The organism is Magnetospira sp. QH-2, from assembly GCF_000968135.1.
GTDB lineage: Bacteria > Pseudomonadota > Alphaproteobacteria > Rhodospirillales > Magnetospiraceae > Magnetospira.
The window spans coordinates 1,111,615-1,128,334 of record NZ_FO538765.1 but is presented as its reverse complement, the minus strand read 5'-3'; the positions used below and the strand labels follow the sequence as shown (position 1 = coordinate 1,128,334).

The 16,720-nt window shown below is 59.0% G+C and carries 12 protein-coding genes; 11 read left to right on the top strand and 1 reads right to left on the bottom strand.

Annotated features, from left to right (window positions below):
* Nucleotides 1-7: 7 nt before the first annotated feature.
* Entirely contained in the window at nucleotides 8-1,444 is a 1,437-nt protein-coding gene (locus MGMAQ_RS05350; protein ID WP_371258398.1) for a radical SAM protein, read from the bottom strand.
* A gap of 308 nt (nucleotides 1,445-1,752) precedes the next feature.
* On the opposite strand from MGMAQ_RS05350, the gene MGMAQ_RS05345 reads away from it, so the two are divergent.
* The 11 genes from MGMAQ_RS05345 (at nucleotide 1,753) to flhA (ending at nucleotide 16,720) form a co-directional block, all read left to right on the top strand.
* Nucleotides 1,753-2,781, top strand: a complete 1,029-nt coding sequence (locus MGMAQ_RS05345; protein WP_082085279.1) for an FkbM family methyltransferase — start codon at nucleotides 1,753-1,755, stop codon at nucleotides 2,779-2,781.
* A 261-nt stretch (nucleotides 2,782-3,042) separates the two neighbouring features.
* Nucleotides 3,043-4,875 carry a flagellar hook-length control protein FliK gene (locus MGMAQ_RS05340; RefSeq protein ID WP_046020727.1) on the top strand — a complete coding sequence of 611 codons (1,833 nt, stop codon included), beginning with the start codon at nucleotides 3,043-3,045 and terminating at the stop codon, nucleotides 4,873-4,875.
* 11 nt (nucleotides 4,876-4,886) lie between these two features.
* Complete coding sequence (locus tag MGMAQ_RS05335) at nucleotides 4,887-5,582, top strand: flagellar hook assembly protein FlgD (protein ID WP_052716148.1); 696 nt, start codon at nucleotides 4,887-4,889, stop codon at nucleotides 5,580-5,582.
* Nucleotides 5,583-5,672: 90 nt separating this feature from the next.
* Nucleotides 5,673-8,165, top strand: coding sequence for a flagellar hook-basal body complex protein (locus MGMAQ_RS05330; RefSeq protein WP_046020726.1), 2,493 nt, complete (start codon nucleotides 5,673-5,675; stop codon nucleotides 8,163-8,165).
* A 236-nt stretch (nucleotides 8,166-8,401) separates the two neighbouring features.
* Nucleotides 8,402-10,018 (top strand): flagellar basal-body MS-ring/collar protein FliF, encoded by a 1,617-nt coding sequence (gene fliF / locus MGMAQ_RS05325; RefSeq protein ID WP_148561034.1) that lies wholly within the window; start codon nucleotides 8,402-8,404, stop codon nucleotides 10,016-10,018.
* A gap of 21 nt (nucleotides 10,019-10,039) precedes the next feature.
* The gene (gene fliG, locus MGMAQ_RS05320) at nucleotides 10,040-11,059 is read left to right on the top strand and encodes a flagellar motor switch protein FliG (protein ID WP_046020724.1); all 1,020 of its coding nucleotides are present in this window, start codon (nucleotides 10,040-10,042) and stop codon (nucleotides 11,057-11,059) included.
* Between the two features lie 19 nt (nucleotides 11,060-11,078).
* Entirely contained in the window at nucleotides 11,079-11,945 is an 867-nt protein-coding gene (locus MGMAQ_RS19330; protein WP_148560854.1) for a FliH/SctL family protein, read from the top strand.
* Between the two features lie 15 nt (nucleotides 11,946-11,960).
* The gene (fliN, locus tag MGMAQ_RS05310; RefSeq protein ID WP_046020723.1) at nucleotides 11,961-12,317 is read left to right on the top strand and encodes a flagellar motor switch protein FliN; all 357 of its coding nucleotides are present in this window, start codon (nucleotides 11,961-11,963) and stop codon (nucleotides 12,315-12,317) included.
* 25 nt (nucleotides 12,318-12,342) lie between these two features.
* Nucleotides 12,343-13,155, top strand: coding sequence for a motility protein A (locus MGMAQ_RS05305; RefSeq protein WP_046020722.1), 813 nt, complete (start codon nucleotides 12,343-12,345; stop codon nucleotides 13,153-13,155).
* A gap of 14 nt (nucleotides 13,156-13,169) precedes the next feature.
* A complete protein-coding gene (locus tag MGMAQ_RS05300) occupies nucleotides 13,170-14,534 on the top strand; it encodes a sigma-54 dependent transcriptional regulator (RefSeq protein ID WP_046020721.1) in 1,365 nt (454 codons plus the stop codon).
* Between the two features lie 20 nt (nucleotides 14,535-14,554).
* Nucleotides 14,555-16,720 (top strand): flagellar biosynthesis protein FlhA, encoded by a 2,166-nt coding sequence (gene flhA / locus MGMAQ_RS05295; RefSeq protein ID WP_046020720.1) that lies wholly within the window; start codon nucleotides 14,555-14,557, stop codon nucleotides 16,718-16,720.

The following is a 16,720-nucleotide window of genomic DNA, read 5'->3' as shown; positions in this document are numbered from 1 at the left end:
TGTTCGTTTAAGCGACCAGGATATCCAGGCGGTCAGGAAGCAGACTGAACTCATCTGGCCGAACGGACGTAATGCGGAACTGCAACGATTGGGCTGCCGTATCCTCCCCGCCGCTGGCCCGCAGATAAACATCCTTGATGATGGTGTCGCCCTCTTGGCGCTTTTCAAGTCCTAAGAAGTCATACCCTGGCGCCTCATGCACCACCGGCTGACAGCGGATCACATGCTTGGGTATTATGGCCCCTTGCCAGGTCATGCGGATCGTCAGAAACCCGTTCATCGGGTCCAGCTCCGCCGTATCCAATTCAAGAAGGACCCCCGAATCATTGTCGGGGGCATCAAAACCGAATCCTTTTTCGGAAACCACCAAATCCTCGGGACGAATGGTCCGATAGGCCGTGATTCGGTCTCGGATTCCGTCCCGGTCATGGGAGGCCGCAGTCCGTGTCGGCTTGTGAACGTCGCCCACCTGCGATCGGGCCTCGACGATCATGTCCCGATAAACCCGCAAGCCTTCCGCCTCGCTGGAATAGTCTCCAGAGGCAAAAATCTCGATTGCTTCATCGAACCGTTCCCGCCAAAGGGGGACACGATCGGTGAGATACGGAAACTGCACGATATCCTCGCTATAGAGGATCTCTTCGTTTCCTCTTTCATAGCTCAAGCTGTAGAAAGAGGTTCGGATCCGATGCTGCACATGGAAGGCCGCAAACTCTGGCAGGCTTTCGATACCGGACAGCATCATCAAGGCATTGGTGGACACGCCCCATTGGGGCTTTTCATCGTCAATCAATTTGCGGATGGTCACCAGATTCTCGCTGACCCGCTCCCAATCGCCCCGAAACCGGATGGCCTCGTAGCTGTCGCCAACGGAATCGAGACTGACCTTGAACGAAACCCGTTCCTTTTTTCGCAACCAGTCCAGATGCTTGTCGACCATGATGCCGTTGGTGAAGATACCCAATCGGACCATATCCAGTTCCGGATCCTCGACAAATTCCCGCATGAACTGAATCGCCGAGGGGATCGAAAAAGGCTCTCCACCTATGCAATCGACCGTAAGGGCGAAGGGAAACCATGCTTTCCAATGGCTGAACAGCTGGGTTTCTATTTCCTCGTCTAGAAGCTTTCGCTTTGGAACCTGAATACACATCTTGCATTCCAGATTGCAGTTGTATCCGAAGAATATGAAATAACGCAGGGGGAGCGAACGCACCTTTACGATGCCTTTTTCGAATTCCTCCTTTGCCAGTTCAAGATTCCAGGTCTGCTTTTCCGAAAGTTCCACAGCCGAGCTAAACGTGAAATAGGGTTTTCCTTGATAGGGGCCCGATGATTGATAGGCGCAGTCATCGCAACCAGATCGGCCATAGGTCTGCCCCGTCTGGATCTCCCGAATGTGTTGGATATCTGAATGATTCCACAAACGCGGAACAGCAGACATATCGCCTGAAAACTCCTGCCAAGCCGGCATCTTGCCATAGTAGTAGCAGCAGGCGGATACCCTGTTCTCCGGGGCCTGGATATTCAGCTCATACCACGGGGCGGAACAACGAAATCTGCTCATCCAAAAGCACTCTCACAATGGCAATCAAACAAATAAACAAATATGATCATATAGAAATAAATAAATTTCAAGTTCACACGCCATAACAATAAACTATTAATAAAAACTCAATACTTATATGCTTTCGTCCCATCATAACCGCGCCATCAGACACCATCAAGCTTACCGACACCGGGGTTTTTACCATGCCTATGACTCACTGGAACACGCAACCCCACATTCCAAACCACATCATCGCCAGTGGCCTTCTCACTGAACCTTTCGTGCTTTTTGATGTGGGTGTTTCCGGCGGTATCGACAAGGAATGGAATTGCTTTGGGTCTCGCCTTCACGTTCATGGTTTCGATCCCAAGATTTCCGAAATTGACCGGCTGAATCAGCTTAAGCGGCCCAATCATGTTTACAGCGCCAATTTCGTTGGCTGTCCGGCGTTCAGACAAGAAGTGCCCGCGGAACGCCGCACGGCCAACGGATATAAAAGCACGGATAGCTTCAGCCGCACTTCCGCCTCTTGGGCGACCCGTTTCTTGCGGGAAGAGGGAAAAGGTGGCGCGGCGGAGCAATATGTCCAGGAGGACCAACGCATCACGCTTGATGACTATGCGCGGGCCCATAACCTTTCCCAAGTCGATTTCGTCAAGATCGACACGGATGGGGGAGACTATGAAGTGCTTATGGGAATGAAAGACCTTCTAGCCTCTCAGAGCATCCTTGGTATCCAAATTGAAGCCCAGTTTCATGGCCCTGTTGACGACAATGCCAATATCTTCTCCAACATCGATCGGTTTTTGAGAGAAAACGGGTTCGCTTTGTTTGATATGGATCCCTGGCGCTACAGTCGTGCCAGTCTCCCTCAGAAGTTCGTGCTTCCCATCCCCGGACAAACCTATCGAGGCCAGGTTCTTTGGGCCGAGGCTTTATACCTGCGTGATATGGCCGCGCCCAAATTTGAAGCCAATTGGCCGGAATTCCAGGTCAATCTACAAAGGATCTATAAATTGTTGGCCCTTTTCGACATGTGCGGTCTGGCTGATTGCGCCGTTGAATTGGCCGACAAGTACAAAGCCCGGTTGACCGATGAAGCCGGGATAGATCTCGATGAACTCCTGTCTCCTTTGATTCCAAGGATCAATGGTTTGCGCGTACCGCGGAAACTCTACGAAGCGCATTGCATGTCGATGATCAAGCAGCGGAAGTTCGAGGAACTCCCATAGGGATGCCCCCTCATCGAGCCATCCCTGTCATTGACAGAGACCGCGCGATCGATCCGTGATCGTGCTGGCGGCACCCGGTCGATGCCTTCCTTGATCGGCATATTTTTCCCCATTCCAGGCATCCTTTACCGCTCTGACCCGGAGCTTGCCGGGTCGCGGAGACACCCCACCATAATTACTCTTTTATTTTCAGTCACTTAATATATTGGCACGGCGATTGCTCCGGTTGAGGCGGATTTATTTCTAAGTGGAAGGTGAGCCATGCCCGTTACGAGCCTCGACAACAAGCCCGTCGACCCCGTCCTGCAAGGTACCGCTGCGGCAGCAAGAAACGCCGGTCAGGCCGGTGCCTCCGCCACGGCCCAGGCATTTTCAATGCTGGTCGCCGATGTGACCTCTACCCTCGGAACCTCGAGCACCAGTCTCTCCAGCCACAAGGACATACTGACCACGGATCGTCCCCGCCCCTCCGACCACGAGCCGCGCGACGACAGTGATCGTCAAGAAGCCGCTCCGGTCGAACGGGACCGTCCTTCCGCAGCCGACGGCGACCGGCGCGACGACCGCGACGATGGCGACCGGGTCGAGGCCCGGGACCGCTCCGGCGACCATCGCGACGATGATAGCCGCGCGGCCCGCGACGACGGCGATGAAGCCCCGCGCCAGACCGATGACCGCGACGACGGCGGCAATGAGCAGCGGGCCGACCGGGATACGGACCAAGATCAGAACCCCGACGACGGCACGGCAAACCAGAATGCCGAGAGCCAATCCGATGACGCCAATACCGGCCAACAGGCTGCCGCCGATGGCGATGACAACGGACAGCAAGGACAAAATCTTGCTCCCGACGCCCAGCAGGCCGCTCTGGCCAGTCATGAAGCCATGAACGGTGCCGTGACCGATCTGGCCGCCGCCGCCCGTAATGGTCAGCAAAACGCCCAGGCCCAGACCACCCAAAAGGCGGGCGTGGAACAGGTTCAGGTGGCCGATGCCACGCCGGACAGCGCCCTCCGTCAGGGTCGTGGCCAACAGCAGGCCAACACCCAGGCCCAAGCCAACACCGGCGAATCCCAGCAAAATACCGCCAAGACGGCATCCAATGCCCAGACCCAGGCGCAACAGAACAATGGACAATCAAACCTGCAAAATCAGCAGGCCGCCGATTTGTCCCGCCGGGTCGACCCCGGTCGTCAGGTCCAGGTCAATGTATCCGTGACCCAAGACTCCGAAGCCGGATCCGGCCAGCCGCGTCTGTCCGGCGCCACCTTGGCCGCCCTGAGCGATGAAGGCCGGGCTTCCGGCAATCCTGTCGCCTCTTCCGGCCAGAACAGCCAAAGCGGGACCGGCAACAGCCAGAACAACGCCAACCAGGCCATGATGCAGGCCAACGCCCAAGCCGCAAGCCAGACCCAGACCAACGCCCAGGCCCAGAATGCCCAAGGCAATCAAGGCCAGGCGATGAACAATGCGGTCTCCGAGGCCCGGGGCGCTGCCACCACCACACAACAGGCGGCCACCACACAGCAGACCACCACCACCGCCGGTGGCGAGAGCAACAATACCCAGACCGTCGCCACCCAACAGACTCAACAGACCCAACAGACGGCACAAGCCAAGGCCGCTGCCCAAACGGCCCGTCCGGCCCCACAAACCCCGGTCGCCGAGCAGGTGTCGGTACAGATCAGCAAGGCCGTTGCCGAGGGCATGGACAAGATCTCCATCCGCCTCAACCCGGCCGACCTGGGCCGCGTCGATGTGCGGTTGGAAATGTCCGATGGCCGGGTGCAGGTCACCGTGATTGCAGACCGCCCGGAAACCCTGGACATGCTGCGCAACGACTCCCGCAGCCTTGAAAAGGCGTTGCAGGATGCCGGTCTCGATACGGACTCCGGCTCGATGAATTTCAGCCTACGCGATGAACAGCAGCAGGCCGAAGAAGGCGGACGCAAGGACGCAAATGACTTGCCCGTCGATGATGAAACTTTGTTGGACGACCCTGAACTTGAAGAGGTCATGGCCGCCCTTACCGATCCAGACAGCAGCCCCGCCGCGCGCCTCGCGGCCCAGGGCAAGCTGGACATTCGGGCCTAAGGAGAGCACCCATGGTCGACTCCATCGTCGCTGCCACCGCCTCATCAGCCAACGCCACCGATTCCGATATCGCGAAGGCCAAGCTGGCGGAAGATCTGGACAGCTTCCTGACCTTGCTGGTCACGCAGCTGAAAAACCAGGACCCGTTGGATCCCATGGATGCCAACGAGTTCACCAGCCAGTTGGTGGAGTTCGCCCAGGTGGAACAACAAATCCAGCAGAACGCCAATCTTGAAGAGATCCTACAGGCCCAACAGCTCAGCAACCTGGGTTCGGTAGTCAGTTACATCGGTAAGTACGCCGAAGTCATCTCCGATCAGATGCCGCTCGAGAATGGGGCCTCCAAGATGTCCTATACCCTGTTTGACAATGCCTCTCAGACCCAGGTCACCGTGCGCAATGAAAGCGGCACCGTGGTCCACTATGAGCAAGGCGAGACCTCGGCCGGCACCCATTATATGGAATGGGACGGGATCGACGGCCAGGGCGTCCAGCATCCCGATGGGATCTATCAGATCACCGTTTCCGCCACCGGCCCCGACGAGGTTCCGATCGAGGTGGGCTACACCACCTTCGGCCAGGTCCAGGGCGTGCGCACGGATAACGGTGACGCTTATCTCGAACTGAGCAACGGCCACTTCGTCTCCCTCGACGGCGTCCTCTCGGTCGCCGAACCCCCGGGCGGTGATGAGGACTTGGTTAACTAACGACGTGACATAATCGATATTCCCTCGCAGACGGCACGAGGCCAGACGCGGACATAGAAGAGAAGTTTAAGAAAGGAAGAGGAGGACAGCATGTCTTTGTATGGTGCATTGTTTTCCGGCGTTTCAGGCCTCCAGTCGCAATCGAGCTCCATGGGCGCCATCGCCGACAACGTGACCAACGTGAACACGGTTGGATACAAGCGCACGGAAGTGCAATTCCAGACCCTGATCACCAAGCAGGTCTCGCTCACCAAGTACGCAGCAGGCGGCGTGCAGTCCAAACCGCTGGCGGGCATTGATGTGCAGGGCCTTCTTCAGGCCACCTCCTCGGCCACCGACATCGCCTTGTCGGGTCAGGGCATGTTCATCGTCAACGAGGCCTCGACCCCGAGCACCGGCGATATCTTCGCCTACAGCCGAGCCGGTTCGTTCCGCGTCGATGAGGCTGGCTACTTGCAGAACACCTCCGGGTGGTACCTGCAAGGCTGGCCGATCCAGACCTGGGACAACTCCACCCAGGCAGTGGTCAAGACCATCGGGTCGGACGTCTATATGAAGGCCTATAAGAACGATGCGGGCGACACGGTCTATATCAACGACAACATCGTTGACAACACCAACCTGAAGCCTCTCAACTTGAACACCATCGGCGGCACCGCCACGGCGACCACCACCATCTCCATGGGCGCCAACCTGCCGTCTTCCGACGAACCCGGCGACAGTCACAAGACCGATATCCTGATCTATGACTCCCTGGGCAACTCCCACAATATCAATCATACCTGGGTGAAGCGGGCCTCCAATGCTTGGGATTATACCGCTATTCCGCCCAAGGGCTCCGAACGGTTGCTGATCGAAGACCAAACGTCTGCCCGCAACAATTACTACTCTGCGGGACGGCTGGACTTCGATACAATTCCGGATTCCGGCACGTCTATGACCGTGTCCATCAACAGCTCCACCTATACCGTGCTGTTCACGACTTCGGACACATCGACCGTGGATGATGAAACCCTGGCGCTGGCCAGCCAGCCGGAAGATGGGGAAACCATTGTCGTTACCGCCAACGGTACCGCAACGACTTTCGAATTCAATAACGGCTCTCCCAATAGCATGACCGTCGGTTCAGTGCCCACCGACGGCGAGACCATTACCCTCACCATTGGCGGCACGCCTTACACCTACGAATTCGATCCATCCGGCGACGGTGTTTCCGCTGGCAACCGGGATGTCAATGGCGGTACGGTCACGGCGATTGGCAACAATCTGGCGGCCCTGATCGGTACCGATGTCGTCACCGTGGTCGGCGCGGGTGTCACCACCGATTACGCCAACTCGGCAGCTGGCGTCATTTCCTTCACCAACATCCCCGGCGCCACCAAGGTCGTATTCTCGGACGGCACCGGCGGTGACGTGACCACCACCGAGTTCACCTCGGGCCGCACACCGGTCACCATCGGCCCGAACACCAACTCGACCACCGCCAATCTGGCCTCGGCGATCAACACCCAGCTCACCACCGACCTGGGCACCGCCGGACAACAATGGGCAACGGTCAACGGCACCACCATCAGCATCAAGCAGACCCTTTACAATACCACCGCCGAAGTCATCTCGTTGGCCAACTCCGTGGACAGCGGTGGCGGCGCGGGCGTGGTCACCGCGGGCGGTGCGGGTGCCCCCAATACCAGCCTCAACATCGATATCACGGGGCGGTCCTTGTCTCAGATCATGGATGAAGTGGCCGATCGCCTGCAGGGCGCCATGCACTATGAATATGGCGGCACCCCGAAATCTCCGCCGGATGCCTGGGCCACGCGGCTGGCCGGCGAAAGCTCGGTCTACTTTATTCAGGGCTCCGCCGCCAACGCCATCACGGTCGATGCCTCGAACCTGACCACCAATGGTGTTTCATCGGTGATGCAGAATACCTCCTTCTCCGTCGACTCCTTGGATGCTTCCGTTGCCTGGACGACAGCCACCAACTACGCCGTTGAATTCAACGGTGACGGCACGCCGGACAAGTTCTTTGGCGCCGACGAAGCGACCGCCGCCGACCCACGCGCCCAGTATCAAGTCGCCTGGGCCAACGGCGCCGACGACATGGATGGCTCGACTACCCCGGCGCTGTCGGTGGGATTGGGCAACTACAACACGTCTGACGGTCTGACCCAGTTCGCCGGGTCCTACCAGATCAACTACATTTCTCAAAACGGTGCGTCTTTCGGTAACTACGCCGGTATCTCCATCGGTGAAGACGGGGTTGTCACTGCCCTGTTCGACAACGGCGTGACCAAGCCGGTGTTCATGGTTCCGGTGGCCACCCTGGTCAATCCGAACGGCATGGAATCCATGAGCGGCAACGTCTGGATCGAGACCGATCAGTCCGGTCAGCCGACGGTGCGCGAAGCGGGCGACGGTGGCGCCGGTCAGGTGGCCTCGGCCTCCCTGGAAGCCTCCACCGTCGACCTTGGTGAAGAATTCACCTCCATGATCACCACCCAACGGGCCTATTCCGCTTCCACCAAGATCATCACTACGGCGGACGAGATGCTCGAAGAACTGATGCGGGTCAAACGCTAGTCCGATTGATCTTCATGCTTCCTCTCTTGCGAGCCCGGCCCCGGAAACGGTGTCGGGCTCGACATTTAGGGATTTCGGATTAAGTATATGGATGGTGGGCAAAATTTGCCGGGCCTTAACCTCTTGTTCACCATGGCCCTCTACTCTGTGGGCTAGATTGGTAGGGGTTGTATCTGCCGCCCGCAGGGGGCGGACGAACACCCGGCACGCAACGAGGTGACGCCTTGGGCACGTTTATGGACACCCTAAAGAACCTGGGACCGATGCGGTTGGCCGTGATCGGTGGCGTCTCCGTGGCGACCGTCGGGTTCTTGATCTACATCATCACCCAGTTTAGTTCCCAGGACATGTCGCTGCTATATCAGGAACTGGGCGATCAGGATTCCGGGCGCATCATCACCGAGCTGGAAGCCCAGGGCATCCCCTATCAAATCTCCAAGGACGGCACCTCCATCTCGGTGCCCCAGGACAAGGTTCTCGGCCTACGCATGAAGCTTGCTGAACAGGGCGTTCCCTCGGGCGGCTCGGTGGGCTATGAGCTATTTGACAACGCGGATTCCCTCGGCACCACCAATTTCTTGCAGAACATGAACCATCTGCGGGCCTTGGAAGGCGAACTGTCGCGGACTATTGCCAGCCTGCAAATCATCAAGGCCGCCCGGGTGCATCTGGTGCTCCCCAAACGTGAGCTGTTCAGCCGCAAAGCCCGCGAGCCCAGTGCCTCGGTCATGCTCAAAATGCGTGGCCCCAACCGCCTGACCAAGGAACAGATCTCGGCCATTCAACAGATGGTGGCCTCCGCCGTGCCGTCGCTCAATCCCAGCCGCGTATCCATCGTCGACGAGAAGGGCTCTCTGCTCGCCCGCGGTTTTGAGGACGATGGCACCGAAATGGAGACCATGGAGGAACGGCGTCTGGACTACGAAATTCGTCTGGCCCGGGAAATCGAGGATCTGCTCGCCAATACCGTCGGCTTCGGCAAGGTCCGCGCCGAAGTCAATGTGTTGATGAACTTCGACCGCATCACTTCCACCGAAGAGTCTTATGACCCAGATGGTCAAGTGGTGCGCTCCACCCAGACCGTTGAACAAAGTGCCAATGCTCAGGATTCCGAGACCCAGCCGGTGACTGTCGGCAACAATCTCCCCGACCCGACCGGCGGTGGAGGCAACGAGGGCGCGCGTAGCCAGACTTCCGAATCCCGCACCGAGGAAACGGTCAACTATGAAATCTCCAAGACCGTGACCAGCCGGGTCCGCGAGATCGGCGAGGTGGAAAAGCTGTCCGTGGCCGTGGTGGTCGATGGCACCTACACGACCAATGAAGAGGGCGACCGGGTCTATCAGGCGCGCCCGCAAGCGGAAATGGAGCAACTGGCAAGCCTGGTTCGCAGTGCCATTGGCTTTGACATCAAGCGTGGTGATAACGTGGATGTCATCAACATGCGCTTCGCCGAACTGGAAATGGATGAACTGGCCGAAGGCGTCTTCCTCGGCATGAGCAAGGAAGAAATCATGCAAATGGGCAAAAATTTGGCCCTGGTGCTGGTCTTTGCCCTGTTCGTCTTGCTGGTGGTCCGCCCCGTGGTCTCCCGTTTGTTCGAGAGCCGTGCCGAGGCCGAGGCCCAGGCCGCGCTGGAAGGCGCCGGCGCCCCCGCCCTGGCCGCGCCGGGTGGCCCGCCGGTGGTCGCCGACGACCGCATCGCGCCGGAGGAATTGGAAGAACTCATCGATATCGATCGGGTGGAAGGCCGTGTGAAGGCGTCCTCGGTCAAGAAAATCAACGAGATCGTGGAAAAGCATCCGGAAGAGGCACTTTCCATTATCCGCAACTGGATGTACCAGGAAAGCTAATCGGTTTAGCGAGGCACCAAGGTGGGACGAGTCAAAGACGACTATCGAAGTCTATCAGGCACGCAGAAGGCGGCTATCTTCATGCTATCGCTGGGCGACGATCATGCCGGTCGTCTGTTCGAGATGATGGACGACGACGAGATCCGCGAACTATCCCAGGCCATGGCCGGTCTGGGCAGCGTAAACTCCAACATCGTCGAACGGCTATTCGTTGAATTCGCCGACCATTTGTCCACCACCGGCTCTCTGGTCGGCACCATGGACAGCACCGAACGCCTGCTTGCCGGTAGCCTGTCCAAGGAACGCGTCGATCTGATCATGGAGGAAATCCGCGGTCCGGCGGGTCGAACCATGTGGGATAAGCTGGGCAACGTGAACGAGGCGGTGCTCGCCAACTATCTGAAGAACGAATATCCACAGACCGTGGCCGTGGTTCTGACCAAGATCAAACCCGACCACGCCGCCCGTGTGCTGTCCCTGCTGCCAGAAAACTATGCCATGGAATGCGTCACGCGTATGCTGCGCATGGAAGCGGTGCAAAAGGAGATTTTGGACCATGTGGAACGCACCTTGCGGAACGAATTCATGACCAACCTGGCCCGTACGGCGCGACGCGATGCCCACGAGCTCATGGCCGATATCTTCAACAACTTGGACCGCAACACGGAAAACCGGTTCATGTCGGCTCTGGAAGAACGCAACCGCGAATCCGCCGAGCGCATCAAGGCTTTGATGTTCACCTTCGAGGATCTGACCCGCGTCGATTCTTCGGGTGTTCAGCAGCTCTTGCGCCATGTGGAAAAAGACCGTCTGGCCATGGCCCTCAAGGGTGCCTCCGATGACGCCAAGGACATGTTCTTCCGCAACATGTCCGAACGCGCAGGCAAGATGATGAAGGAAGACATGGAGTCCATGGGGCCTGTCCGCCTGAAGGAAGTGGACGAAGCACAGGCCGAAATCGTCACCGTCGCCAAACAGCTTGCGGAATCCGGCGAGATCGTCATCGCCGGCTCCAGCGAGGAAGACGAACTGGTTTACTGATCGAGGCTTTTTGACCGCCATGACCACCGCCAACAAGTTTCTTTTCGACACCAACTTCGGGGAACCCTCCGAGGAAGAGGTCGAAAAGGCCAAAAAGGAAACTGCGGAACCCGAACCGCCGCCGCCGCCGACCTTTTCCGAAGAGGAATTGGCCGAGGCCCGGCGCGAGGGCGAGGCGGAAGGCTATAAGCGCGGCGTCGGCGAGACTCAAGAAGGGCTCGACGCCCGCATGACGGTGTCGCTCGAGCAATTGGCCGAGCACGTCAAGGCGCTGTTCGAAGAAGAACGCAATACAGTCGAGGAAGCCATGCGCGACGCCGTCGCCGTGGCCGCCGCCATCGCCGTGAAGATGTTTCCCGGCCTCAACCGCACCCATGGGATCGACGAGATCATCCACTTGGTCGCCGATACCCTGGACCGCCTGAGGGAAGAGCCGAAAGTCATCATCCGCATCGCCGAGGAGAAATCCGACGATCTGGTCGACCGCATCGAGGAATTGGCCGAAGGCATCGGCTTCGAAGGCCGTCTGACCGTATTGACCGACGAAACCATGACCATCGGCGATTGCCGCATCGAATGGGCCGAAGGGGGCGCCGAACGCAATTCCGGCGAGATGTGGCGTGAAATCGACGAAATCGTCGAGCGCTACCTGTCGGAGGCCGAAGCCGCCGCAGAAGAAGCGGACGAAGCGGATGAAGCCGAGACCGATGGCGAAATGGATGAACAAGAACCGGCGGACATGGCACTGACCGAATCCCCCAAGGCTACCGCCGATCCCGCTCCCGAAGAGGCTCCAGCGGCCCCCCCCGCGGATGAGTCCCCGGAGCTTCAACCGACAACCGACCCAGCGGCGCCGGATTTGCCGCCGGTGGACGTGAACCCCTAATGGAGGGCAAGCAGCATGGCTGACGAAGAAAACTTCGAACTGAATGAACTGGATGGCGATGCCACCAGTGGCGGCGCGATGCCAGCGGACGAAATGGTCGAGGGAGAAGACGACCTTCCCCGCTCCGCCCGGGACCTGGAGGCCGTTTACGACATCCCGGTTCAGGTATCGGCGGTTCTCGGCAAGGCGACCATGCAGGTCAGCCAATTGTTGAAACTGGGTCGTGGCGCCGTGGTGGAACTGGACCGCAAGGTCGGCGAGGCCATCGACATCTATGTGAACAACCGGCTGGTGGCCCGTGGCGAAGTGGTGGTGGTGGAAGACCGCTTGGGCATCACCATGACGGAAATCATCAAATCCGACCGGACCTAGGCTCGGCAGCGAGGAGAAGGGCCCGATGGCCAACGGTGACGATTTCGATTCCGACGACCGGCGCACGACCGTCGACTTCGCGACGATCGTCGGCATTCTGTCCGGCTTCGGGTTGGTGGTGGCCGCGATCTTCCTTGGCGGATCGCCCGGAACCTTCGTCAATCCGCCGTCGATCCTGATCGTCATTGGCGGCACCCTGGCCGTGACCACCGCCAGCTTTTCGCTGGGCGAAATGATTCAAAGCGTCCGGGTCATCATGCGTGCTATTGTCTATTCCAGCCGGGACCCCTCGGCGGCGGCCGAACAAATGCTGCATCTGGCGGAAACTTCACGAAAACAAGGGGTTCTCTCCCTTCAGGGCATGCTTGATTCCCTCGCCTCCGAACCTTTTTTGCACAAAGGTTTGATGATGGTGGTGGATGGCACTCCCGGCGAGGAAGTGGAAGCCATCCTGCGCAAGGATATCTCTTCAACCGAACAGCGCCATGCCCGCAGCGCCAGCATATTGCGCAAGGCGGCGGAATACTCCCCGGCCATGGGCCTGATCGGAACGTTGATCGGCCTTGTACAGATGCTGGGGAATCTGGACGACCCCTCGACCATCGGGCCGAGCATGGCCGTCGCCCTTTTGACCACCTTTTATGGCGCGGTATTGGCCAACATGGTCTTTCTGCCGTTGGCCGCCAAGCTGGAGCGCAATTCCGCCGAAGAGATCATGGTGCATCAAGTCTACATGATGGGCGCCGCCTCCATCGGCCGCCAGGAAAACCCGCGCCGTCTCGAAATGCTTGTCAACAGTGCCCTGCCGCCTTCGAAGCGCGTGCAGTATTTTGATTAGGGAGTACCATCGTCATGCGATTGTTGATCGTCGGAACCCTCGAAGGGCAGATCGGCGCGGCCAGCCAGATCGCGATCCAACGCGGCGCCAAGGTCACCCATGCGGAGACCGTTGAGAAAGCCCTGGATTCCCTGCGATCGGGCAAAGGCGCCGATCTGGTAATGATTGATGTGGCGGTGGACGTGGCCTCCTTCATCATCCAGATCGAAAAAGAACGTTTTCATCTGCCGGTGGTCGCCTGCGGCGTCGGTACCGATAGCCAGGCTGCCGTCATGGCCATCAAAGCGGGCGCCAAGGAGTACATCCCTCTCCCGCCGGATGCCGAACTCATCGCGGGCGTGCTGGCTGCGGTTACCGAGGAAGCCAGTGCCATTGTCCACAAGGGTTCAGCCATGGCGCAGACCCTGAAATTGGCGGATCAAGTGGCCAAGAGCGAGGCCAGCATCATGATCACCGGCGCCTCGGGCACCGGCAAGGAACTCATGGCGCGCCATATCCATAAAAACAGCCGTCGAGCCGATAAACTCTTTGTCGCCGTTAACTGCGCCGCCATTCCGGAAAACCTGCTGGAAAGCGAACTGTTCGGCCATGAAAAAGGTTCCTTTACCGGGGCGGTGGCGCGTCGGATCGGCAAATTCGAGGAAGCCGACGGCGGCACATTGCTGCTGGACGAGATTTCTGAAATGGATGTCCGCTTGCAGGCCAAATTGCTGCGCGCCATTCAGGAACGAGAAATCGACCGGGTCGGCGGCACCAAGCCGGTCAAAGTGGATGTGCGCATCATCGCCACTTCCAACCGCAACATGGAAGAAGCCGTTGCCGCCGGACAGTTCCGCGAGGACCTCTATTTCCGGATCAACGTGGTCACGGTAAATCTGCCCTCGCTTACCGAACGGCCCGAGGATATTGCCCCCCTGGCCGAGCACTTCATCCGCAAGTATTCCGAAGCCAATGAAATTGCCGAGCGCCCCCTGGCCGACGAAGCGATTACCGCCCTGCGCGCCCATGCCTGGCCCGGCAACGTGCGGGAGCTGGAAAACACCATGCATCGCGCCGTTCTTTTGGCCCAGGGCAAGGACATCGGCTCCGACGCCATCATGTTGTCCGGCTCGACCGGCGCGCCCGCCGCACAAGGCGGCACAATGGCAGCCGATGGCGATGCCCGGGGATTGGTCGGACGCACCGTGGCCGAAGTCGAGCGGGATCTGATCATCGATACACTGCAACATTGTCTGGGCAACCGCACCCATGCGGCCAACATCCTCGGCATCTCCATCCGTACCCTGCGCAACAAGCTGCGCCAGTATACCGACGAGGGGATTCCTGTTCCCATGCCCGGTTCCGGCGGCCTCGACCCTGCCGGTCAAAAAGCCTATTGAGTCGCGACGGACCCTGATTGATGGCAGAACCCAACGCCACGCCACCTGTGCCCACCAATGAAGGGGCAACTCCCGCCGAAGGGGGCGGGGGAGGTACGTTTCTAGGGCCCGCTCAGAGATTCCTCAACGCCGCCGCCCACCGTGGCGACATCATGCTCGCCCTGGGCGTCACCATCATCCTTGCGGTGCTGATCCTGCCCATGCCGCGTTGGTTGCTGGACATTGCTCTGGCCTTTTCGATCACCTTCTCGGTGCTCATATTGATGACCGCCTTGTTCATCGAAAAGCCGTTGGAATTCAGCGCTTTTCCAACGGTTTTGCTATTGGCGACGATGATACGGCTTTCGCTAAACCTCGCCTCGACACGATTGATCTTGGCCAATGGTCACGAGGGAACCGGGGCCGCGGGCGCGGTCATCGAGGCCTTTGGCGGCTTCGTCATGCAGGGCAATTTCGTCATTGGTATCATCGTCTTTGGCATCCTGGTGATTGTGAACTTCGTCGTCATCACCAAGGGTTCCGGTCGTATCGCCGAAGTGGCCGCCCGCTTTACCTTGGACGGCATGCCGGGCAAACAGATGGCCATCGACGCTGATTTGTCCTCGGGCATGATTGATGAAGAAGAAGCCCGCCGCCGCCGCAAGGAAGTGGAAGATGAATCCAACTTCTTTGGCTCCATGGACGGCGCTGCCAAGTTCGTCCGCGGCGATGCCGTGGCCGGTTTGCTGATCACCGCCATCAACGTGATCGGCGGCATGGTGATCGGTGTGGCGCAGATGGACCTGAGCTGGGGCGAGGCTGCAGAATCCTATACCCGGCTCACCGTCGGTGATGGCCTGGTTTCACAGATCCCGGCGCTGATCGTGTCCACCGCCGCCGGTATGGTGGTGACCAAATCCGGCCTGACGGGGGCAACGGAAAAAGCGCTGTTCACCCAGTTGGGCTCACAGCCTCGGGCGCTGGGCATGGTCTCGGCGTTGTTGGCGGCATTGGGTCTGTTGACCGCCATGCCGACAACACCCTTCCTTATTCTATCCATCGCCGCCGGTGGCAGTGCCTGGTACCTGCAACAGGCCCAAAAACGCAAGGCCGAGGCAGATCGGATTGCCTCGGAGCGCGAACGCATCGAGGCCGCCGCGGCCCCGGCGGAAGAGCCCATCGCCAATGCCTTGAAGATCGACTATCTCCGCCTGGAACTGGGCTATGGCCTGCTGGGCCTGATCAACACCGGCACCGAAGGCCAGCGGATCACCGACCAAATCAAGGCCCTGCGCCGCCAAATCGCCCAGGACATGGGCTTCATCATGCCGAGTGTGCGCATTCAGGACAACATGCAGCTACCCGCCAATACCTATGTCATTCGGGTCAAGGAAATCGAAGCCGGGCGCGGCGATCTGCGGCCCAACATGCTGCTGGTCATGGATCCGCGCGGCGAAGACCTGACTCTGCCCGGTGAACAGACCAAGGAGCCAACCTTCGGCCTGCCCGCCATGTGGGTGGAATCGACCCATCGGGAAGAGGCTCTGTTCCGAGGTTACACGGTGGTTGACCCCTCGACCGTGGTCACCACCCACCTGACCGAGGTGATCAAGGACAACATGCCGGAATTGCTGTCCTATGCCGAGACCCAGAAGATCATGGACGAGATGGACAAGGACCATCAGAAACTGGTGGCCGACATGGTCCCGGCACAGATCTCGGTGGGCGGCATTCAACGGACATTGCAGAATCTGCTCAACGAGCGCATCTCCATTCGCGACTTGCCGACCATCCTCGAAGGCATCTCCGAAGCCTGTGGCTATACCCGCAACATCCTGCTGATCACCGAGCATGTGCGCTCGCGCGTGGCGCGGCAAATCAGCGACACCTATGTGGATGACGAAGGCGTGTTGTCGTTGATCACTCTGTCTCCCATGTGGGAGCAGGCTTTCTCGGACAATCTGGTGGGCAACGGCGACGACAAGCAATTGGCCATGCCGCCCTCCCAATTGCAGGAATTCATCAACCAATTGCGTGATAGCTTCGAACGTCAGGCCATGATGGGCGAAATGCCGGTGTTGCTGACCAGTCCGGCCAATCGCCCTTATGTGCGCTCCATCGTTGAACGCTTCCGGCCCATGACTCCGGTGTTGTCACAAAACGAGATTCACCCCAAGGCCCGCATCAAGACCGTCGGCCAGATATAG

Bases quoted from the DNA above. Each gene is read 5' to 3' on its own strand.
- MGMAQ_RS05350 (WP_371258398.1), bottom strand. From the start codon at position 1,444: ATGTCTGCTGTTCCGCGTTTGTGGAATCATTCAGATATCCAACACATT.
- MGMAQ_RS05345 (WP_082085279.1), top strand. From the start codon at position 1,753: ATGCCTATGACTCACTGGAACACGCAACCCCACATTCCAAACCACATC.
- MGMAQ_RS05340 (WP_046020727.1), top strand. From the start codon at position 3,043: ATGCCCGTTACGAGCCTCGACAACAAGCCCGTCGACCCCGTCCTGCAA.
- MGMAQ_RS05335 (WP_052716148.1), top strand. From the start codon at position 4,887: ATGGTCGACTCCATCGTCGCTGCCACCGCCTCATCAGCCAACGCCACC.
- MGMAQ_RS05330 (WP_046020726.1), top strand. From the start codon at position 5,673: ATGTCTTTGTATGGTGCATTGTTTTCCGGCGTTTCAGGCCTCCAGTCG.
- fliF (WP_148561034.1), top strand. From the start codon at position 8,402: ATGGACACCCTAAAGAACCTGGGACCGATGCGGTTGGCCGTGATCGGT.
- MGMAQ_RS19330 (WP_148560854.1), top strand. From the start codon at position 11,079: ATGACCACCGCCAACAAGTTTCTTTTCGACACCAACTTCGGGGAACCC.
- fliN (WP_046020723.1), top strand. From the start codon at position 11,961: ATGGCTGACGAAGAAAACTTCGAACTGAATGAACTGGATGGCGATGCC.
- MGMAQ_RS05305 (WP_046020722.1), top strand. From the start codon at position 12,343: ATGGCCAACGGTGACGATTTCGATTCCGACGACCGGCGCACGACCGTC.
- MGMAQ_RS05300 (WP_046020721.1), top strand. From the start codon at position 13,170: ATGCGATTGTTGATCGTCGGAACCCTCGAAGGGCAGATCGGCGCGGCC.
- flhA (WP_046020720.1), top strand. From the start codon at position 14,555: ATGGCAGAACCCAACGCCACGCCACCTGTGCCCACCAATGAAGGGGCA.